This window comes from Kribbella sp. NPDC104740, assembly GCF_055583505.1.
In genome coordinates this window covers 250653-269338 of record NZ_JBVJNV010000003.1, presented here as the reverse complement: position 1 = coordinate 269338, position 18686 = coordinate 250653, and the positions used below count along the sequence as shown (strand labels likewise).

Sequence of the window (18686 nt, the reverse complement as noted above, 5' to 3'; positions counted from 1 at the left end):
CGATGGGCGAGTGGTTCGCGCAGTCGATGACGGGCTCGATGCTGGTGGCGCTGCCGATCGCGGTGCTGGCCGGGGCGATCTCGTTCTTCTCGCCGTGCGTCGTGCCGCTGCTGCCGGGCTACCTCTCGTACGTGACCGGCCTGTCGGCGGCCGAGCTGGGTTCCAAGCAGCGCGGCCGGATGCTGGCCGGGACGAGCTTGTTCGTGGCCGGGTTCTCGTCGGTGTTCATCCTGACCGGTGTGCTGTTCGGTGCCATCGGCAACGCGTTGCTCGACCACCAGACGCTGATCACCCGCATCCTCGGCGGCGCGACCGTCGTGCTCGGGCTGATCTTCCTGGGTGGGTTCGGGTTCCTGCAGCGCGACGTCCGGGTGCACCGGGTGCCGGCCGTCGGGATCGCGGCTGCGCCGCTGCTCGGCGTCCTGTTCGGCTTCGGCTGGACGCCCTGCATCGGGCCGACCCTCGGCACCGTGATGAACCTGGCCGCCACCGAGGGCAGCACCGGCCGCGGCGCGACGCTCGCGCTGGTCTTCAGCCTCGGCCTCGGGATCCCGTTCATCGTCGCGGCCCTGGCCTTCCGCCGGATGCTCGGCGCGGTCGCCTGGGTCCGCAAGCACCAGCTGCTGGTGATCCGGATCGGCGGCGTACTGATGATCGCGGTGGGTCTGCTGCTGCTGACAGGAGTGTGGGACACGATGACCGCCGATCTTCGCCAGTGGGTCGCCAGCTTCGGATCGGCGGTCTGACGTGAGCGACGTCAAGGAACAGGTCGAGCCCGAGGCCACCATGTCCGGCGGCAAGCCGCCGGAGCGCCAGGACCCGCCGGCGATGGGCTTGGTCGGCTGGCTGCGCTGGGCGTGGCGGCAGCTCACCTCGATGAAGACGGCGCTGATCCTGCTCTTCCTGCTCGCGCTCGGCGCGGTCCCGGGGTCGCTGATCCCGCAGATCCCGGTCGACCCGATCAAGGTGTCGGACTTCTACGAGGCCAACCCGGGGCTCGCGGACTGGTACGACAAGTTCGGCCTGTTCGACGTCTACAAGTCGGTCTGGTTCTCGGCGATCTACCTGCTGCTGTTCATCTCGCTGATCGGCTGCGTGGTCCCGCGCCTGCAGGTCTACCTGAAGGCGCTGCGGTCGCGCCCGCCGAAGCCCCCGCGGAACCTGAACCGGCTGCCCGGGTACCAGCGGTTCGAGACCGACGCTCCCGAGGCCGAGGTGCTGGCCGCCGCGACCAAGGAGCTGCGCAAGCGCCGGTTCCGGATCGAGTCGTACGACGGCGCGGTCGGCGCCGAGCGCGGCTACCTGCGCGAGGCCGGCAACCTGCTGTTCCACTTCTCGCTGATCCTGGCCCTGGTCGGGATCGCCTGGGGCTCGCTGTTCGGCTACCGCGGCACCGTACTGGTTGTCGTGGGCAACGGCTTCTCGAACGCGGTCGCCCAGTACGACGACTTCACGCCGGGCCGGGCGTTCACGCCGGACGACCTGCCGCCGTTCACGCTGACCGTGAACAGCTTCAAGGCGACCTTCGAGACCGAGGGCCCGCAGCGCGGTGCGGCCCGGTCGTTCAACTCCAACATCACCTACCAGGTGACGCCGGAGTCGCCCGAGCAGACCTACGACCTGCAGGTGAACCACCCGCTGTCGGTCGACGGCACGAAGGTGCACCTGCTCGGCCACGGTTACGCGCCGAAGGTGACGGTCCGCGACGGCAAGGGCGACATCGCCTTCTCCGGCCCGGCGCCGTTCCTGCCGCAGGACGCGAACTTCTCGTCGTTCGGCGTGGTCAAGGCCCCGGACGCCCGGCCCGAGCAGCTCGGCTTCGAGGGCTTCTTCCTGCCGACCGCGGTGATCGACCAGCGCGGCCCGGTCTCGGTCTTCCCCGACGCGGTGAACCCGGCGCTGGTGCTCACGGCGTACTACGGACGCCCGGCCGACGAGACCGGCAAACCGCAGTCGGTGTACCAGCTGGACAAGTCCAAGCTGACCCAGTTCGACGACGGCAAGGGCGACAAGCTGCGGTTCCAGCTCGCGCCCGGGCAGAGCATCGACCTGCCGGACAACCGTGGCTCGCTGTCGTTCGACTCCTACGACCAGTGGGTGAAGCTGCAGATCAGCCACACCCCCGGGCTGAACCTGGCGCTGGCCGGGATCCTGCTCGCGATCCTCGGGCTGATGGCCTCGCTGTTCGTGCACCCACGGCGTACCTGGGTGCGGGTCCGCAGCGAGGACGGGCGTACCGTTGTCGAGGTCGCCGGTCTGGACCGGGGGCCGGAGCGTGGTCTCGGCGACGAGATCGACGCGATCTCCACCATTCTGAACAAGAAGCGGGAGCAGGTATGAACTCCTCGACCCTCGCCTCGGTGTCGAACCTGTTGGTCCCGACCGCGACGGTGATCTACACGCTGGCCCTGCTGGCGCACACCGTGGAGTGGTCGAGCGGCCTGCGCGTTCGCAAGCCGGCCGAGCAGAAGGTGCTGGTCGGCGCCGACGGCGCCGAGGTTCCCTCCGACGCCTCCCCGGTGGACGAGCACCGGTCGGAGCGCTGGGAACAGGCCAGCCGGATCGGCGTACTGCTGACGGTGCTGGCGTTCGTCATGCACTTCGGTGGGGTGCTGACCCGCGGCCTGGCCGTCTCGCGGGTGCCGTGGGGCAACATGTACGAGTTCGCGATCACGGCGTCGCTCGCCGTCGCCGCGGTCTACCTGTTCATGCTCACCCGGCAGCGGCTGCAGTGGCTGGGGCTGCTGGTCACCTTCGTGATCGCGGCCACGCTGGGCATCGCCGTACTGGCGCTGTACGTGCCGGCCGCGGACCTGCTGCCGGCGCTGCACTCGTACTGGCTGGTTATCCACGTGTCGGCCGCGGCGATCGCGGGTGGTGGATTCACCGTCGGTGCGATGGCGTCGATCCTCTACCTGGTCAAGAACCGCGCCGAGACCCGCGAGACCGACGGCAAGCCGATGTCGGCCGCGCTGCGCCGGATCCCGACGTCGGCCAAGATGGACGCCGTCGCCTACAAGGTGCACGCCTTCGCCTTCCCGCTGTGGACCTTCGGCGTCCTGGTCGCCGGCCCGATCTGGGCGTACTACGCCTGGGGCCGCGCCTGGGGCTGGGACCCCAAGGAGGTCTGGTCGCTGGTCACCTGGGTCGTGTACGCCGCGTACCTGCACGCCCGCGCCACCGCCGGCTGGCGGGGCCGCCGCGCCGCCTGGGTCGCGATCGCCGGCTGGGTGGTCTTCCTGTTCAACTTCATCGGCGTCAACCTGCTCCTCTCGGGCTTCCACGCCTACTCGGGTCTGTAGGAGAGTGCGGTCATGAAGGAGTTCCTGATCTACACCGGGCTGCGGCTGGCGCTGTTCGCCGCCTCGTTCGCGGTGCTGTGGTTCGCGCTGAGCAGCTGGCTGTCGATCTTTCCGCTGCTGCTGATCGCGCTGATCGTGTCGTCGATCCTGTCGATCTTCGTGCTGCGGGCCTGGCGGGACCGGCTGGCGGCGCGGATCGACACCCGCGCGACGCTGATGACGGAGCGGCTCGAGGCCGCCCGGAAGGCCGAGGACGAGGACTGAGTCCCGCGCCCTCGCCGTGCTTCGAGGCCCCGCCGACCTGATGGTCGGCGGGGCCTTCTGTTCGTCGTACCAGCTGGACGGGTGGTACGCAGAGTGACCCAGGCCACTCGGTGAACTCTCGGAAAATCGCTTGTGCATTCCTTCACATGAGTCGTAACGTGGTGGATGAAACGAAACCGTTTCGTTCTATCTGTTGCTTTCCGATCACACAGGGTGAAGATGACCGACGTAGCCGAAGCCGGACCCCGCCAGCGTCCGCGGGTCGAGGGTGGGCGTGAGGACGAGATCCTCGACGCCACCGTCGAGCTGGTCGCGGAGCTCGGGTACGACCGGCTGACGATGGACGCGGTGGCCACCGCGGCCAAGGCCAGCAAGGCGACCCTGTACCGGCGCTGGACGAGCAAGGCCGAGCTGGTCGTCGACGCGATCAGCCGGGCCAAGGGCTGCCCGATCCCCGAAGAGGTCGACACCGGCAGCCTGCGCGGCGACCTGATCGCGCTGTCCTGCAACGAGGGCGGTTTCACCGACGAGATGCCGATGTCGGTGATGGCCGGTCTGCTGACCGCGCTGCACCGCGACGACGACCTGCAGCTCGCCTTCAAGGAACGCTTCCTGAAGCCACGGCTCGGCCTCACCGGCCGGATCTACGAGCGGGCCGTCGCCCGGGGGGAGATCGCCGCCGACGTCGATGTCGAGCTGCTCTCCCAGACCCTGCCGGCGCTCGTCATCCACCATGCCTTCGTCCTCGGCGTCGAGCCGACCGAGGACCTGATCCTGCGCGTGATCGACCACGTGATCCTGCCTGCGGCGCGGGGGTCGCAGGCGAGCTGACCGGTGTGGGGCCGGTCGGCGACCCAGAAGCCAGTACCACCAAGAGGGGATCTACCACTTATGTCCGAAGACGTCGTCAAGGCCGATCCGCCCGAAGGGCGACCGGTCGACACGGTGACCGAGCCCGCGGCCCACGGTCACCGCAACCTCGGGATCGCGCTCGCGCTGATCAGCATGGCGCAGCTGATGGTGGTGCTCGACGGCACCATCGTCAACATCGCGCTCCCGCACATCCAGACCGACCTCGGCTTCACCAACGCGTCCCTGCCCTGGGTGGTCAACGCGTACGCGCTGGCCTTCGGCGGGCTGCTGCTGCTCGGTGGCCGGATCGGTGACATCCTCGGGCGCCGCAAGGTGTTCATGTTCGGCGTGGTGCTGTTCGGCGTCGCCTCGTTCATCGGGGGCATCGCGCAGAACGAGACGATCCTGCTGGCCAGCCGGATCCTGCAGGGCGTCGCGGCCGCGGCCGCCTCGCCGAACGCGCTGGCGCTGATCACCACCACCTTCCCGGCCGGCAAGGAGCGCAACCGCGCGATGGCCGTGTACGCCGCGATGTCGGGTGCCGGTGCCGCCGTCGGGCTGATCCTCGGTGGCGCGCTGACCGAGGCGTCCTGGCGCTGGACCTTCTTCATCAACACCCCGATCGGCCTGATCGTCGCCGTCCTCGCGATCCGCTACCTCGGGGAGTCGGCCCGCCAGCACGGCAAGTTCGACATCCCGGGCGCCGTCACCGGAACGCTCGGTCTGACCTCGCTGGTCTACGGCCTGACCCACGCCGGCTCGGCCGGCTGGAGCGACAGCGCGACGCTGCTGTACATCATCGGCGGCCTGGTGCTGCTGGCCGTCTTCCTGGTCATCGAGGCGCGCTCCAAGCACGCCCTGATGCCGTTCCGGATCCTGGCCGACCGGACCCGCGGGGTCAGCTTCTTCGTGATGCTGATCGTCGGCGCGGCGATGTTCTCGATGTTCTACTTCCTCGGGATCTACATCCAGAACATCCTCGGCTACAGCGCGCTGAAGACCGGTTTCGCGTTCCTGCCGTTCAGCCTCGGCATCGTGGTCGCGGCGCAGGTCGCCTCCACGCTGATCGCCCGGATCGACCCCCGGTGGATCGCCGGTGCAGGCGCGGCTCTCGCGGGCCTCGGCATGTGGGGCTTCTCCCGGCTCGAGGTCGACTCGACGTACCTGACCCACGTGCTGCCGTTCATCCTGCTGCTGTCGTTCGGGATGGGCCTGATCTTCGTGCCGCTCACCCTGACCGCCGTGTCGGGCGTGGCCAACGAGGACTCCGGTGTCGGCTCCGCGGTGCTGAACACGGTCCAGCAGATCGGTGGCGCGGTCGGCCTGGCGCTGCTCGGTACGGTCTCGGCGAACGCGATCAAGGACAAGTTCGCCGAGCTCGCTCCGGGGCTGCAGAAGGCCGCCGAGTCCGGGCAGTCCCCGGCGCAGCTGAAGCAGCTCGAGGGCCAGTTCACCGCGGTCGCCACGACGCACGGCTTCACCCAGGCGTTCACGGTCTCGGCGTTCATCATCCTGGGCGCGGCCCTGGTCACGCTGCTGGGTCTGTCCGTCAAGGCCAAGGACCTGGCGAACGACGGCCAGCCCGTGCACATGGGCTGAGTCGCCACCTGACAGAAGGGCTGCATCCCGGGGGCGGGATGCAGCCCTTCGTCGTTCCCGGACGCCGGTCAGCTCTCGTCGTCGGCGAGCGCGCGGAGTCCTTCGGTCCAGCGGCGCTCGCGTTCTGCTGCCGTCTGCTCCCACCAGGGCGTACCGCGTTCGCCCAGCGCGACCTTCGCGGTCTGGACCCGGGAGCGGGCTCGCCGCTCGGCCTCGGGGTCGTCGTCGCGGTGGGCCTGCGCGATCGCTCGGCGGGCGGCCATCAGGGCGTGCTGAAGCCGGTCGCGGACGTCATCCGGGATCTCGGGGTCGGTGGCTCGCCACTTGCGGCCGTTGATCACGACGTGGTGGCCGTCGGGGGTGGTGGTCGGAGCCGGCATGGTGGGCCGGTGCCCACCTGTTCGGCTCCGTACGCCGTGAATCAGGCGAACGGACCCTTGGTGAAGGCCTGCTGGACGAAGTTCTCGGCGATCAGCCGGTGGGTTTCGGCGTCCGGGTGCAGACGGTCCGGCAGCGGGTGCTTGGCCTCGTCGGCTTCGCCGTACAGGGTGAGGCCGTTGAGGTAGTGGAGGTTGGAGTCCTCGGTGGCGCGGGCGGTGACGATGCGGTCGAGCTCGGCGCGGACGACGGTGAGGGTGAGTTTGCCGGCGGCGACCTCCTCGGGGTCGCCGGTGGCCTTGAAGGCGACCTTGCCGTCGGCGAAGTCCGGTGCCAGCGGGCCGGGGGTGTTCTCGTGGATCGCGCAGTGCAGGGCCGAGATCACCAGCAGCGGGGTCGCCGGGTGGCCCTCGCGGACGATGTCGAGGAAGTTGTGGACCGCCGGGCCGAGCGCGCGCAGGCGGAGCAGGTCGGCGTTCACCAGGTTGATGCCGAGCTTGATGCTGATCAGGTCGGCGGGGGTGTCGCGCAGCGTGCGGGCGGTGAACGGGTCGAGCAGTGCGCCGCCGCCGTAGCCGAGGTTGATCAGCTCGGCGTCGGCGAGGCGTGCGGCGACCGCGGGCCAGGTGCGGGTCGGGCTGTCGGCGTTCGAGCCGTGGCTGATCGAGCTGCCGTGGTGCAGCCAGACCCGGCGGCCGCGGTCCGTCGCCGGTTCGATCGGCGCGTTGGTGCGGAGGGCAACTAGTTGGGTGCTTTCGGTGTGGGGGAGCCAGAGCTCGACGTTCTTGTTGTTCACTTCGAGCTCTGAGAACTTCACCGAGCCGACGGGTCCGGGGGTGACCTCCGAGGTGCCGGTGCCCAGGTCGATCGTCAGGACGTTGCCGCCGTCGGCCGTGCCCTGCGCGGCCAGCTCGCCGTCGACGATCAGGTCGTACACGCCGTCCGGCCGCGGCGGCGCGCCGACGTACGCGACCTTCGTCGGCAGTACGTCGAGCTCGATCGCCGTGGCCGTGGTCCGGAACGTCAGCCGGACGCCGGACGGCTGCGCCTCCGCCATTGCGAGCTGGCCGTCGACGTTCTGCTTGCGGCCGAGCGCGCTGAGCCGGTGCGGGAGGGCGCCGTACGGCGTGGTCTCCAGCTCGACGGCGCCGCGCACCAGGTCGCTGGTGATGGGAGTGCTGATCCAGTCGGACATACCTGCAGCTTGCCCCCGTCCGTTGCCTCGGGCAAGTCAGTTACAGCTGCTTACGGAGCACCAGCTCGCGGGGCACGCCGTCGGGCCTCAGTTCGCCTGCCTTGTCCGTGAGCGCGTACCCGTTCCGCAGGTACAGCGCGTGGGCGTTCTCGTTGCCCTGGACAACCGACAGCTCGACGGCACCGGCCCCGCCGGAGCGGGCCCAGTCCTCGATCGCGGTCATCAGCGCGTCACCGAGCCCCCGGCCGCGCGCGACCGGGGCGATCCACATGGAGATCAGCTCGCGGACGTCGGGCTCGTCCTCGACCGGCACCCCGCTCGCCATCCCCGCGGGAGCACCGGCGAGCGTGGCGACCAGGTTGTACGAGCCCGGGATCGAGAGCCGGGCCCGCCAGCGCTCCTCCTCGGCGTCCACCCAGTCGGCGTACCGGGAACCGAACGCGGCCGGCGCCTCCGCAAGAGCCGCCAGCCGCAGTTCGCGCCAGGTCTTCCAGTCGTCCGGTGTCAGGACGTGCAGATCGATCACCGGTCAAGCATGGCCTACGGCGCCGTCAGCGCGGAGGGAATTTCGAGCTGACCCAGTCGCGGACGCCGCCGAGGCCGTCGCCGAGGTCGCGGAGGAACTTGGCCAGCGGGTCCTGGGAGCGGGCGAAGGCGTCGGAGTACGACTTGGCCGCGTTCTTGGCCTCCTGGCTCATCGAGGCGTCGCCGTCGTCCTGGCGCTTGGGGTAGTCGCCGGAGACGATCGTGGTGTACTCGCCCTCGTCGACCCAGCGGCGCAGCTCGTGCGCGCGGATGACGGCCAGCGGGTGCGTCTGCGCCTCGAGCAGCAGCAGCTTCAGGACCGAGTCGCGCAGGTCGCCGGAGCTCTCGTACTCGGTGCCCTGGGCGAGGAACGCGGTGGTGTCGAGCTGGTCGAGCTGACCACCGGAGGCGAGCTTCATCTGGACCCGCAGCGCGACCGCGGGGTCCTGGACGGCGAGCAGACCGGCCCGGTCGCCGGACAGCTCGGCCTTGCGGGACCACTCGTGCAGGGCGGCGATGATGGCCCGGATCCCGAGCGCGCCGATCGGCATCCAGTTGATCGCGCCGGTCAGCCGCATCAGCCAGAGCAGCAACGACTGGTAGAGCGCGTGCCCGCTCTGCGCGTGGCCGAGCTCGTGGCCGAGGATGAACCGCAGCTCCTCCTCGTCCAGGCCCTGGACCAGCGCGCTGTTCACGACGATGAACGGCCGGTCCATGCCGATCGTGACGGCGTTCCAGATCGGGCTGTTGGTGACGAACAGCTCGGGCAGCTGCCGGACGTCGAGCGTCGCGCCGGCCTCGGTGTAGAGCCGGTGCACGGCCGGGAACTGGCGCTCGTCGACCTTGATCGCCGAGCCGAGGAACTGCAGCCGGAAGGCCCGCTCGTTGATCAGCCCGGACATCTTCCGGAGTACGAAGTCGAAGCCCTTGAGCTGCCGCAGCGCGACCAGCGCGCCCCGGTCGGCCGGGTGCTCCCAGGCCCGCGAGCTGATGTCGGTGAGCGTCACCCGCTGCCGGGTCGGCCGTTCGTCGTTCGTCATCGTTCCCCCACGGGTCGGCGTACGTCCCCCCAAAGTAGCCGCCCGGAGGGTCCGGACCGAAGCAGCCAGGCGGCCACCAGGGCCGGGAGCCAGCCGAAAGGCACCGACCACCAGCCGAGTTGCAGGTTGTGGCAACCGATCATGGTCGCCCAGCTGAGCGCCGTACCCCACAGCCAGTACCAGAGGCCGTTGCCGACACCGCTGCGCCCGGCGGCTCGGGCCCTGCCCGCTCCTACAGCAGCCAGTACGGCGCTGGCGGGCAGCGCCGCGGCAACGGCCAACGCGCCCAGCACGAGCAGCAGCACGGCCTGCTCGACCGGCGACAGGTGCAACTCGAAACCCAGGGGGATCATGCGTCTCAGCCTGCCCGCCGCCGGAGGTGGTTGCAGAGAGTAGGAATACTCAACTCGCCGCGAGTAGCCCTAGCCTGTGGCTCATGAGCGACGTGTTGGCGTGCAGGGAAGTGGACCGGCGGGACGACAAGCAGCGGGCGTGGGTGTCCGAGGCGGTCAGGGTGGTCGACGCGGACGCCAACCGGAGTGCGGACACGCACCTGCACGTGTTCCCGATGCCGGCGATGAGCGGGGTCGACCTGTACCTGAAGGACGAGTCGGTGCACCCGACCGGCTCGCTGAAGCACCGGCTGGCGCGGTCGCTGTTCCTCTACGCGCTCTGCAACGGCTGGATCCAGGAGGGGACGACCGTCATCGAGGCGTCCAGCGGGTCGACCGCGGTCAGCGAGGCGTACTTCGCGCGGCTGCTCGGGCTGCCGTTCGTCGCGGTGATGCCGGCCTCGACCAGCCGGGAGAAGATCCAGCTGATCGAGTTCTACGGCGGGCGCTGCCACTTCGTCGAGCGGTCCGGGCAGATCTACGGCGAGGCCAAGCGGCTGGCCGAGGAGACCGGCGGGCACTACATGGACCAGTTCACCTACGCCGAGCGCGCGACCGACTGGCGTGGCAACAACAACATCGCCGAGTCGATCTTCGGGCAGCTCGCGCTCGAGCAGCACCCGGTGCCGACCTGGGTCGTCGTGGGTGCCGGTACGGGCGGTACGTCGGCGACGATCGGGCGGTACGTGCGCTACCAGCGGCACGCGACGTCGGTCGCGGTGGTCGACCCGGAGGGGTCGGCGTTCTTCCCGGGCTTCGAGGCCGCGGACAGCGACTTCGCGACCGGCCGGCCGTCGCGGATCGAGGGGATCGGGCGGCCGCGGGTCGAGCCGTCGTTCGTGCCCGGGGTGGTGGACCGGATGATCGCGGTCCCGGACGCGGCGTCGATCGCGGCGATGCGGTTCTGCTCGCGGGTCACCGGGCGGCTGGTCGGCGGGTCGACCGGCACGAACCTGTGGGGCTCGCTGCGGCTGGCCGCGGAGATGCGGCGGATGGGTCAGCGCGGGAGCATCGTCACGCTGCTGTGCGACGGTGGTGAGCGGTACACGAACACGTACTACGACGACGACTGGCTGCGGTCGAACAGCATCGACATCAGTCCGTACGAGCAGACGCTGCGGGGGTTCGCCGAGACGGGACTGTGGAGGGAGTAGGGAGGCCGAGCGCCCCGAGCGCCAGGCCGCTTCGCGGCCGGCGGCGCGGGGTGGGCTAGCTGCCCAGGGCGAGACCGACGGCGAGGCCCACGGCGTACACCAGCTCTGTCATCCCGGTGCCCTTCAGCACTGGGATCAGGGCTGGGCCGACGGCGTCGCTGACCACTACCCGGATGGACTTGATGGCCAGCGGCAGGGCGATCAGGGCCAGCAGCGTCCACGGGGTGGCCAGCGCGGACAGCGCGGCGAGGATGAAGGCCAGGGCGATCAGTGCGGCGTACAGCTGCCGGGAGCGGGCCGCGCCGATGACCACGGCGAGCGTGCGCTTGCCGGTGACCGAGTCGGTGGGGATGTCGCGCAGGTTGTTGGCGACCAGCAGCGCGCAGGCGATCGCTCCGATGGCCACCGCACCGGCGACGGCCGTCCAGTGCAGCGTCTCGGCCTGCACGTACGTCGTACCGAGCACTGCGACCAGCCCGAAGAAGAGGAACACGCTGACCTCTCCCAGCGCGCGGTACCCGTACGGCGACTTGCCGCCGGTGTAGAACCACGCCCCGACCAGCGAAGCCGCTCCTGCGACCAGCAACCACCAGCTGGAGGTAGCGCAGAGCACGATTCCCAGCACGGCGCCCACACCGAAGCAGGTGAACGCGGCGGTCTTCACCGCGCGCGGAGTGGCCACCTTGGAGCCGACCAGCCGCAGCGGGCCGACCCGGTTCTCGTCGGTGCCGCGGATGCCGTCGCTGTAGTCGTTGGCGTAGTTCACGCCGATCTGCAGCGCGAGGGCGACGCCGAGGGCCAGCAGGGCCTTCCACCAGACGAAGCCGTCCAGGTACGCGGCGGCGCCGGTGCCGACGAGCACGGGAGCGACGGCGGCAGGCAGCGTCCTGGGCCGGGCGCCCTCGATCCACTGAGAAAGGTTGGCCATGGCCCGGATTCTGTCAGCCGTCGGGTCGGCGATCGCGCGTCGGGGCTACGCTCAGCGGAGTATGTCTAGTCTGCGTCTGGTGCCCGGCACGCCTGAGGCCGTCCTTGCCGCGCTGTCCGAGGTGCTGGACGGTACCGGCCGGCCGTTCGCCCCGGTGCCCCCGGACCCGGCGGCTGCCGAGCGCGTACGCCGGGCCGCCGCGCCGGACGAACCGCTGGAGGACGGCTGCGCCGTCGTACTGACCACGTCGGGGTCGTCGGGTGAGCCGAAGGGGGTCCTGCTGTCGCGGGACGCTCTGGTCGCCTCCGCCACGGCCACGCACGACCGGCTCGGCGGACCGGGCCAGTGGCTGCTCCCGATGAAGCCGTACTTCGTCGGCGGGCTGCAGATCCTCACTCGGTCGCTGCTGGCCGGTACGACGCCGGTCGTGGCCGACGACCTGGCGGCGGTTGCGGAGATGACCGGGGCGCGGCGGTACACGGCGATGGTGCCGACGCAGTTGAGCCGGTACCTGGACTCGGCGCCGGACGCGCTGCGGAGCTTCGACGCGATCGTGATCGGCGGGGCGTCGATGGGGGCTGAGCTGAAGGCGCGGGCGGCGGCCGCGGGGGTGACGGCGATCCCCGCGTACGGGATGACCGAGACGGGGAGCGGGTGCGTGTACGCGGGCCGCGCGCTGGAGGGGACCGAGATTGCGCTGGACGACGGAGGCGAGGGCACGCCGGCGGCCGGGCGGATCCTGATCAAGGGCCCGACGCTGTTCTCCGGCTACCGGCTGCAGCCCGCGCTGACCGCGGAGGTGCTGCGCGACGGCTGGTTCCGGACGCAGGACCGCGGCCGGTTCGTCGACGGACACCTGGAGGTCGTCGGCCGCGTGGACGACGTGGTGATCTCCGGTGGGGTCAACGTGACACTGCCCGCCGTACAGGCTCGGCTGCTGGAGCACCCGGACGTTGCTGACGTGGCGGTGCTCGGTGTGGCTGACCAGGAGTGGGGGAGTCGGGTAGTGGCGTTCGTCGTCGGTACTGCCTCGTTGGACGCGTTGAGAGACCACGTGGCCGAGACCCTCCCGCGCACCTGGGCTCCGCGCGAGCTGGTGCGGCTGGAGGCGTTGCCGATGCTCGGGTCGGGCAAGGTCGACCGGCAGCGGTTGCTGGCGGGTGTGCGGTGATCACCTACTCGCTGGGGCTCAAGAACAAGTTCCGGGGCATCACCGTTCGCGAGGGGATGCTCTTCGAGGGCCCGGCCGGCTGGGCCGAGTGGAGTCCGTTCCTGGACTACGACGACGCCACCTGCGTTTCCTGGCTGCGGGCCGCGCAGGAGGCTGCTATCGATGGCTGGCCGTCGCCGCTGCGGCAGCAGATCCCGGTGAACTGCACTGTGCCCGCGCTGCGACCGGAGCGAGCTGCTGAGATCGTGCGGGCGTCCGGCTGCGCTACCGCAAAGGTGAAGGTCGCTGAGCCGGGTCAGACGCTTGCTGACGACCTGGCTCGAGTCGAAGCTGTCCGGGACGCGCTGGGGAGTGCTGGGCGGGTCCGGATCGACGCCAACGGCGGCTGGTCGGTCGACGAGGCTCTCGCGGCGCTGAAGGAGTTGTCGCGGTTCGACCTCGAGTACGTCGAGCAGCCGTGCTGGACCGTCGAGGACCTGGCGCTGGTGCGGCGGCGTACCGACGTACTGGTTGCTGCTGACGAGTCGATCCGGCGGGCCGAGGATCCGCTGCGGGTCCGGGAGTTGGAGGCCGCCGACATCGCTGTGCTGAAGGTGCAGCCGATCGGTGGCGTGCGGGCCTGTCTGGAGATCGCTGAGCAGATCGGGCTGCCGGTAGTGGTGTCGTCGGCGCTGGAGACGTCGGTGGGGATTGCTGCGGGAGTAGCACTCGCTGCTGCGTTGCCGGAGCTGCCGTACGCGTGCGGGCTGGCGACTGTCGCGATGTTCACCGGAGAGGTCGTCGCTGAGCCGCTGCTGCCGGTCGACGGGTTCTTGCCGGTCAAGCGGCTCACGCCCGATCCGGCGTTGCTGGCCGAAGCTGCTGCGTCACCAGAGACTGCGGCCGTGTGGGAAGCACGGCTGGCCAGAGTCGAAGCCTTGAAGAGGAGTGCTGGATGAACCCGTCCACTGCGTTCGCGACGGTCGTCGTCGACGAGCTGATCAGGTGCGGCGTCCGGGAGGTCGTGCTCGCGCCCGGCTCGCGCAGCGCTCCGCTGGCGATGGCGCTGGCCGCTGCTGACCGCGAGGGCCGGCTGCGGCTGCACGTGCGGGTCGACGAGCGTACGGCGGGATTCCTGGCGATCGGGCTGATCCGCGGGACCGGTCTGCCGGTGCCGGTGGTCACCACGTCCGGTACGGCGGTGGTCAACCTGCACCCCGCCGTACTGGAGGCGTCGCACAGCGGGCTGCCGCTGCTCGTGCTGAGCGCGGACCGGCCGCCGGAGCTGCGGGGGAGCGGCGCGAACCAGACGACCGACCAGCTGAAGGTGTTCGGCGGTGCGGTGCGGATGTTCCACGAGATGGGCGTGCCGCGGCGCGAGACCGGCCAGGTCGCGTACTGGCGGTCGCAGATCGCGCGGGCGGTTGCTGCTGCTGTCGGAGTGCGCAGCAACGACCCGGGGCCGGTGCAGCTCAACTGCTCGTTCACCGAGCCGCTGGTGCCGACCGACGGGCCGGAGTGGCCGGAGCCGCTGGACGGGCGCAGCAGCGGCCCATGGACGAGTGTGCGAGCCGCTGGTGGTCAGCCGTCCTCGCTGTCGGCCGGGCCGAAGACCGTCGTCGTCGCAGGTGACGGCGCTTCGCAGGCCGCGCGGCTGGCCGCGGAGGCTGGCAACTGGCCGCTGTTCGCGGAGCCGTCGAGCCGGGCCCGGATCGGGCCGTCGGTGATCCCGGCGTACCGGTTGTTGCTGGGGGCAACGAAGCTCGCGGACGAGATCGAGCGGGTGGTGGTGTTCGGGCACCCGACGCTGTCCCGGCCGATCACCGGGCTGCTGGGCCGGCCCGACGTCGAGGTGGTCGTGGTCGCGCCGACCGGTTCCTGGCCGGACGCCGTACGCCGGGCAGCGACCGTGCTGACCGGTGTGGAGGTCATCGACGCCGACAGCACCGACTGGCTGGCCCGCTGGCAGCAGGCCGACCAGCTGGCGCGTCCGGCGATCGACAAGCTGCTGGCCGGCTCGCTGACCGGCCCTGGCGTCGCAGCGATCGTCGGCGAGGCCGTCGGCGCAGACGGGATGCTCGTGGTTGCCTCGTCGAACCCGGTGCGCGACCTGGACCTGGCGCCCGTCGTACCGATCCGCACGGTGGCGAACCGTGGGCTGGCTGGGATCGACGGGACGGTCTCGACTGCTGTCGGAGCCGCACTGGCCAACGCCGGGGCGACGTACGCGCTGATCGGGGACCTGGCGTTCCTGCACGACTTCAGCGGGCTGGTGATCGGCCCCGCCGAGGCCCGGCCCGACCTGCGGATCGTGGTGGTCAACGACAACGGCGGCGGCATCTTCTCGACGCTGGAGCAGGCCGGGTCGACCGACTTCGAGCGGGTCTTCGGTACGCCGCACGGGACGGACTTCGGCGCGCTGGCCGCAGCCACCGGTACGCCGTACACGCTGGTGACGACAGCCGACGAGCTGCGCGCCGCGCTGGTCAGGACTGTTGCGGGCGTGGACCTGGTGGAGGTGCGGCTGCCACGGCCGTCAACGCTGCACCTGGAGCTGCAGGCCGCGGTGAACGAGGCAGTCGGGGCGCAGTAGCGGGCTGCAGCGTGCGGAGCCGGCCGAGCAGCGTGCCGACGACCACGAGCACCAGCGACGTCGTGACCAGGATGGGGATGACCGCACCGCGCAGCGACGAGTTGAGCGGTGCGGCGACGGTCAGGATCATGCTGACGCCGACCAGTGCGGTCATCAGGCGTCTGCCGGGCCTGGCAACGGCCAGGAACGGCAGGCACCAGAGGAAATACCAGTCGTGTGCCGTCGGCCCGAGCAGTACGACGGCGAGCATGGCCACGCCGACAGCGCGGGCCGCTTGGTGGATGTGCGACCGCAGCCCGAGTACGGCGATCAGCCCGAGCGCCGCGAGGATGCCGAGCAACCGGATGATCTGCAGCGCTTGCTGAGCCGCGTCCTCGGCTCCTAGCCAGTCCAGTACGCCGGAGGTGCCCAGCCCGACCAGGTTGGCGATGGACAGCGGCGACATCACCAGCCCGGGTACGTCGAGTGCGCCCATCCAGCCTGAGCCGACGCCGGTGAGCTCGCCGACTGTGACCAGGGTGAGCACCGACACCACACCGGCGATCGCCAAGCTGGCCAGGCGTTTGAGAGCTCTACCGGCGAGCGGACTCATCACTGCGGCGATGGCGATGACCACTAGCCCGCCTGGCGCTTTGACTGCGGCAGCCGTGCCGGCGATGACTGCTGCTGTGCCCCAGCGACCAGTGAGGGCCACGGCGAAGGCGGAGCAGGCCAGACCGAGCATGAGCACGTCGTTGTGTGCAGCGCCGAGGCCGTGGGTGATGAGGATCGGGTTGGCGACCACCAGCCAGGTGGCGACCGCCGGGTCGACCCGGCAGGCCACGGCGATCTTCGGGACGGCCCAGGCGATCAGGACGATGCCGAGGAGCGCCAGGCCGCGGTGGGCGAGCATCAGCAGGTACGGGTTGTCGGTGAGGTGCGCCATCAGTCCGCCGTACGCGAGTGGCACTGGGCCGTACGGCGCCGGGGTGTTCATCCACATCGGGTCGACGGCCTCGACCACGCGGCCGGAGAGGGCGGCCGGGCCGACGGTGTACGGGTCGAAGCCGTTGGCGACCAGTGCGCCCTGTGCTGCGTAGCTCCAGGCGTCCCGGCTGAACAGCGGGGGCGCCAGGAGGAGTGGGAGGCTCCAGAGCACGGTCATCCGGAGCAGCCGGTGCTTCAGCCCGGCCAGAACGTCCCGGCCGACCTCCAGCCAGGCCCAGACCATCAGACCCAGCCCGAACACCATGAACGTCAGTCCGGTCATCCGCCCGGCCAGCGAGTCCCGCAGCGGCATCGAGGCCACCCAGGACGACTGCGGCACCACCGACGTCACCAGCGCCGAGGCGGCTACGACCCAGCTCCCCACCACACCACGAACCAAGGGCGAAGGAACCCGCATGGCCGGACCGTAACCGCCGCAGAAGAAGCCCCGATGAACGCTAGGCGGATTCCTTCCTGAAGGTGCGCGCTCCAACTGCCAATCCAACAACGGTCAGCAGCACCACCCAGAACAACCCCCACAGCGACGCACTGCTCGCGACATCACCGCGGAACAGCGCCCGCACCCCCGTCACCACATGCTTCAGCGGACTGATGTCCGACAACCGCTGCAACCAGGTCGGACCGATCTGCATCGGCAGCAGGATGCCCGACAGCAGCAGCAACGGCATCGCGATCCCGTTCAGCAGCGGCGCGAGCGCGTCCTCGCTCTTGGTGATCAGCGCGACGGAGTACGACAACGACGCGAAGGTCGCACCGAGCAGCGCGACGATGACCAGCGACAGCAGCACCCCACCCCACGGCGCCCGCAGACCCATCGGGATCGACACCACCAGCAGCAGCACCGACTGGACGACCAGTACGACGACATCCCGCAGTACCCGCCCGGCCATCAGCGCCATCCGCGACGCCGGCGTCACCCGGTCGGCCTCGATCACCCCGGCCCGGTACTCCGCGATCAGCCCGAACCCGACGAACATCGCCCCGAACATCCCCAGCTGCACGATCAGCCCCGGGATGAACACCTGGTAGGCGTTCGTCGTCGCCCCCTGGCTGATCTGCGCGGTGATCGGCTTCAGCAGCGGCCCGAACAGGAACAGGTACAGCAACGGCTGGCTGAGCATCAGGATCGACCACATCGGGTTCCGCAGCGACAGCCGCATCTGCCGGTGGAAGACGATCCAGGTCTCGGTGAGCACGGTCATGCCACGGCCTCCTTCGGCAGCTCCGGCTCCGCCGGTACTCCGTCGCGCAGGGATCTCCCGGTCATCGTCAGGAACACGTCGTCGAGCGTCGGCCGGTGCACCTCGACCCCGTCGAGCTCGATGCCCTGGGCATCGATCTGCCGCAGCAGCGAGGGCAGGATCGCGCCACCGCGCGGGATCCGGAAGTTCACCCCGTCGGTGTCGGTCTCGATCGCCACCGCACCGTCCAGCTCCTGCACGATCTTCGCCACCACCGGCCCCTGGGCCGGGTCGTGGAGACTCAGTCGCACACCGTCCCCCGACACCTGCTGCTTCAGCGCCTCCGGCGTACCGGCGCCGACGATCCGCCCGTGGTCGATCACCAGAATCCGGTCGCACAACGCATCGGCTTCGTCCAGGTAGTGCGTCGTCAGAAAGATCGTCGCCCCCCGCTCCCTGAGCCCACGGATGTGCTCCCAAAGATTCGCCCGAGCCTGCGGATCAAGCCCCGTCGTCGGCTCGTCCAAGAAGATCAACTTCGGCTCGTGGATCAGCCCCATCACGATGTCCAGCCGCCGCCGCTGCCCACCCGACAACGTCTTGCACTGCCGCCGCCACAACCCGTCGAGATCCAGCTCGTCGAACAACCGCTGCCCGTCCGCGATCGCCCTGGCCTTCCGTACGCCGTACAGCCGCGCATGATCCACGACCTCGTCCCCCGCCACCGCCTCCGGCAACGTCGACCCACTCTGCGCCACGTACCCGATCCGCCGCCGTACCCCGACCGGATCCTTCGCCAGATCACACCCCGCCACCGTCGCCGACCCACTCGTCGGCGCGATCAACGTCGCCAGCATCCGCATCGTCGTCGTCTTCCCGGCCCCGTTCGGCCCGAGAAACCCGACGATCTCCCCCTCACCCACCTCCAGATCCACCCCTTGCACCGCCTGCACCACCCCACCCTTCGTCTTGAACGTCCGCACCAGACCCCGAGCCTCGATCATCATGCGCACCAGGATGATTGATCAATCTTGAATAGTCAATGTTGAACACCTGATCGCACCTCAGCCGCAGGGGAGGTTGAAGGGTGGGCATGAGCGTTACAGATCTCCGAAAAGATTGCAGGTTGATGCAATTTTCTACCGT

At 70.0% G+C, this 18686-nt stretch carries 19 protein-coding genes; 10 read left to right on the top strand and 9 right to left on the bottom strand.

The features are described 5' to 3' along the window. Nucleotides 1-2: 2 nt before the first annotated feature. From ACZ6Z4_RS17430 to ACZ6Z4_RS17405, 6 genes are all read left to right on the top strand, one after another. Entirely contained in the window at nt 3-746 is a 744-nt protein-coding gene (locus ACZ6Z4_RS17430; RefSeq protein WP_465564580.1) for a cytochrome c biogenesis CcdA family protein, read from the top strand. Nucleotide 747: 1 nt separating this feature from the next. Further along, nucleotides 748-2340 carry a cytochrome c biogenesis protein ResB gene (gene resB, locus ACZ6Z4_RS17425; protein WP_465564577.1) on the top strand — a complete coding sequence of 531 codons (1593 nt, stop codon included), beginning with the start codon at nt 748-750 and terminating at the stop codon, nt 2338-2340. Then, the gene (gene ccsB / locus ACZ6Z4_RS17420; RefSeq protein WP_465564574.1) at nt 2337-3302 is read left to right on the top strand and encodes a c-type cytochrome biogenesis protein CcsB; all 966 of its coding nucleotides are present in this window, start codon (nt 2337-2339) and stop codon (nt 3300-3302) included. The genes resB and ccsB overlap by 4 nt, the downstream gene beginning before the upstream one ends. A 12-nt stretch (nt 3303-3314) precedes the next feature. After that, nucleotides 3315-3566, top strand: coding sequence for a DUF4229 domain-containing protein (locus ACZ6Z4_RS17415; RefSeq protein WP_465564569.1), 252 nt, complete (start codon nt 3315-3317; stop codon nt 3564-3566). Nucleotides 3567-3785: 219 nt separating this feature from the next. After that, nucleotides 3786-4397, top strand: a complete 612-nt coding sequence (locus tag ACZ6Z4_RS17410) for a TetR/AcrR family transcriptional regulator (protein ID WP_465564566.1) — start codon at nt 3786-3788, stop codon at nt 4395-4397. A 60-nt stretch (nt 4398-4457) separates the two neighbouring features. Continuing rightward, nucleotides 4458-6017: an MFS transporter gene (locus ACZ6Z4_RS17405; protein WP_465564561.1), complete on the top strand. Its 1560-nt coding sequence runs from the start codon at nt 4458-4460 to the stop codon at nt 6015-6017. 68 nt (nt 6018-6085) lie between these two features. On the opposite strand, the gene ACZ6Z4_RS17400 is transcribed toward ACZ6Z4_RS17405, so the two are convergent. From ACZ6Z4_RS17400 to ACZ6Z4_RS17380, 5 genes are read right to left on the bottom strand one after another with little or no spacing between them, the layout of a single operon-like run. Further along, entirely contained in the window at nt 6086-6397 is a 312-nt protein-coding gene (locus tag ACZ6Z4_RS17400; protein ID WP_465564556.1) for a hypothetical protein, read from the bottom strand. Between the two features lie 41 nt (nt 6398-6438). Further along, nucleotides 6439-7590, bottom strand: coding sequence for an SGNH/GDSL hydrolase family protein (locus ACZ6Z4_RS17395; RefSeq protein ID WP_465564550.1), 1152 nt, complete (start codon nt 7588-7590; stop codon nt 6439-6441). A 40-nt stretch (nt 7591-7630) separates the two neighbouring features. Further along, nucleotides 7631-8116, bottom strand: a complete 486-nt coding sequence (locus ACZ6Z4_RS17390) for a GNAT family N-acetyltransferase (protein ID WP_465564547.1) — start codon at nt 8114-8116, stop codon at nt 7631-7633. A gap of 25 nt (nt 8117-8141) precedes the next feature. After that, nucleotides 8142-9155: a M48 family metallopeptidase gene (locus tag ACZ6Z4_RS17385; protein ID WP_465564544.1), complete on the bottom strand. Its 1014-nt coding sequence runs from the start codon at nt 9153-9155 to the stop codon at nt 8142-8144. Further along, complete coding sequence (locus tag ACZ6Z4_RS17380; protein WP_465564541.1) at nt 9152-9508, bottom strand: hypothetical protein; 357 nt, start codon at nt 9506-9508, stop codon at nt 9152-9154. The genes ACZ6Z4_RS17385 and ACZ6Z4_RS17380 overlap by 4 nt, the downstream gene beginning before the upstream one ends. Before the next feature lie 83 nt (nt 9509-9591). Here ACZ6Z4_RS17380 and cds1 point away from each other — a divergent pair, with 83 nt between their 5' ends. After that, the gene (gene cds1 / locus ACZ6Z4_RS17375; RefSeq protein WP_363672205.1) at nt 9592-10701 is read left to right on the top strand and encodes an L-cysteine desulfhydrase Cds1; all 1110 of its coding nucleotides are present in this window, start codon (nt 9592-9594) and stop codon (nt 10699-10701) included. A 55-nt stretch (nt 10702-10756) separates the two neighbouring features. On the opposite strand, the gene ACZ6Z4_RS17370 is transcribed toward cds1, so the two are convergent. After that, on the bottom strand, nt 10757-11629 hold the full coding sequence (locus tag ACZ6Z4_RS17370; RefSeq protein WP_465564537.1) for a 1,4-dihydroxy-2-naphthoate polyprenyltransferase: 873 nt from the start codon (nt 11627-11629) through the stop codon (nt 10757-10759). Nucleotides 11630-11690: 61 nt separating this feature from the next. Between ACZ6Z4_RS17370 and ACZ6Z4_RS17365 the strand changes: the two genes are divergently transcribed. From ACZ6Z4_RS17365 to menD, 3 genes are read left to right on the top strand one after another with little or no spacing between them, the layout of a single operon-like run. Then, complete coding sequence (locus ACZ6Z4_RS17365) at nt 11691-12800, top strand: AMP-binding protein (RefSeq protein ID WP_465564534.1); 1110 nt, start codon at nt 11691-11693, stop codon at nt 12798-12800. Further along, entirely contained in the window at nt 12797-13738 is a 942-nt protein-coding gene (locus ACZ6Z4_RS17360) for an o-succinylbenzoate synthase (RefSeq protein WP_465564530.1), read from the top strand. Before ACZ6Z4_RS17365 ends, ACZ6Z4_RS17360 begins: the two co-directional genes overlap by 4 nt. Continuing rightward, a complete protein-coding gene (gene menD, locus ACZ6Z4_RS17355) occupies nt 13735-15372 on the top strand; it encodes a 2-succinyl-5-enolpyruvyl-6-hydroxy-3-cyclohexene-1-carboxylic-acid synthase (protein ID WP_465564526.1) in 1638 nt (545 codons plus the stop codon). The genes ACZ6Z4_RS17360 and menD overlap by 4 nt, the downstream gene beginning before the upstream one ends. On the opposite strand, the gene mptB is transcribed toward menD, so the two are convergent. From mptB to ACZ6Z4_RS17340, 3 genes are read right to left on the bottom strand one after another with little or no spacing between them, the layout of a single operon-like run. Then, nucleotides 15266-16756 (bottom strand): polyprenol phosphomannose-dependent alpha 1,6 mannosyltransferase MptB, encoded by a 1491-nt coding sequence (gene mptB, locus ACZ6Z4_RS17350; RefSeq protein WP_465564523.1) that lies wholly within the window; start codon nt 16754-16756, stop codon nt 15266-15268. The two genes, menD and mptB, sit on opposite strands and share 107 nt — an antisense overlap. A 40-nt stretch (nt 16757-16796) precedes the next feature. Then, on the bottom strand, nt 16797-17561 hold the full coding sequence (locus tag ACZ6Z4_RS17345; protein WP_465564520.1) for an ABC transporter permease: 765 nt from the start codon (nt 17559-17561) through the stop codon (nt 16797-16799). Then, nucleotides 17558-18547 carry an ATP-binding cassette domain-containing protein gene (locus ACZ6Z4_RS17340; RefSeq protein WP_465564517.1) on the bottom strand — a complete coding sequence of 330 codons (990 nt, stop codon included), beginning with the start codon at nt 18545-18547 and terminating at the stop codon, nt 17558-17560. Before ACZ6Z4_RS17340 ends, ACZ6Z4_RS17345 begins: the two co-directional genes overlap by 4 nt. Nucleotides 18548-18686 lie beyond the last annotated feature (139 nt).

Bases quoted from the DNA above. Each gene is read 5' to 3' on its own strand.
- ACZ6Z4_RS17365 (WP_465564534.1), top strand. From the start codon at position 11,691: ATGTCTAGTCTGCGTCTGGTGCCCGGCACGCCTGAGGCCGTCCTTGCC.
- ACZ6Z4_RS17380 (WP_465564541.1), bottom strand. From the start codon at position 9,508: ATGATCCCCCTGGGTTTCGAGTTGCACCTGTCGCCGGTCGAGCAGGCC.
- ACZ6Z4_RS17340 (WP_465564517.1), bottom strand. From the start codon at position 18,547: ATGATGATCGAGGCTCGGGGTCTGGTGCGGACGTTCAAGACGAAGGGT.
- ACZ6Z4_RS17410 (WP_465564566.1), top strand. From the start codon at position 3,786: ATGACCGACGTAGCCGAAGCCGGACCCCGCCAGCGTCCGCGGGTCGAG.
- ACZ6Z4_RS17400 (WP_465564556.1), bottom strand. From the start codon at position 6,397: ATGCCGGCTCCGACCACCACCCCCGACGGCCACCACGTCGTGATCAAC.
- ACZ6Z4_RS17385 (WP_465564544.1), bottom strand. From the start codon at position 9,155: ATGACGAACGACGAACGGCCGACCCGGCAGCGGGTGACGCTCACCGAC.
- ACZ6Z4_RS17415 (WP_465564569.1), top strand. From the start codon at position 3,315: ATGAAGGAGTTCCTGATCTACACCGGGCTGCGGCTGGCGCTGTTCGCC.
- mptB (WP_465564523.1), bottom strand. From the start codon at position 16,756: ATGCGGGTTCCTTCGCCCTTGGTTCGTGGTGTGGTGGGGAGCTGGGTC.
- menD (WP_465564526.1), top strand. From the start codon at position 13,735: ATGAACCCGTCCACTGCGTTCGCGACGGTCGTCGTCGACGAGCTGATC.
- ACZ6Z4_RS17430 (WP_465564580.1), top strand. From the start codon at position 3: ATGGGCGAGTGGTTCGCGCAGTCGATGACGGGCTCGATGCTGGTGGCG.
- ACZ6Z4_RS17370 (WP_465564537.1), bottom strand. From the start codon at position 11,629: ATGGCCAACCTTTCTCAGTGGATCGAGGGCGCCCGGCCCAGGACGCTG.
- ACZ6Z4_RS17405 (WP_465564561.1), top strand. From the start codon at position 4,458: ATGTCCGAAGACGTCGTCAAGGCCGATCCGCCCGAAGGGCGACCGGTC.
- ccsB (WP_465564574.1), top strand. From the start codon at position 2,337: ATGAACTCCTCGACCCTCGCCTCGGTGTCGAACCTGTTGGTCCCGACC.
- ACZ6Z4_RS17395 (WP_465564550.1), bottom strand. From the start codon at position 7,590: ATGTCCGACTGGATCAGCACTCCCATCACCAGCGACCTGGTGCGCGGC.
- cds1 (WP_363672205.1), top strand. From the start codon at position 9,592: ATGAGCGACGTGTTGGCGTGCAGGGAAGTGGACCGGCGGGACGACAAG.
- ACZ6Z4_RS17345 (WP_465564520.1), bottom strand. From the start codon at position 17,561: ATGACCGTGCTCACCGAGACCTGGATCGTCTTCCACCGGCAGATGCGG.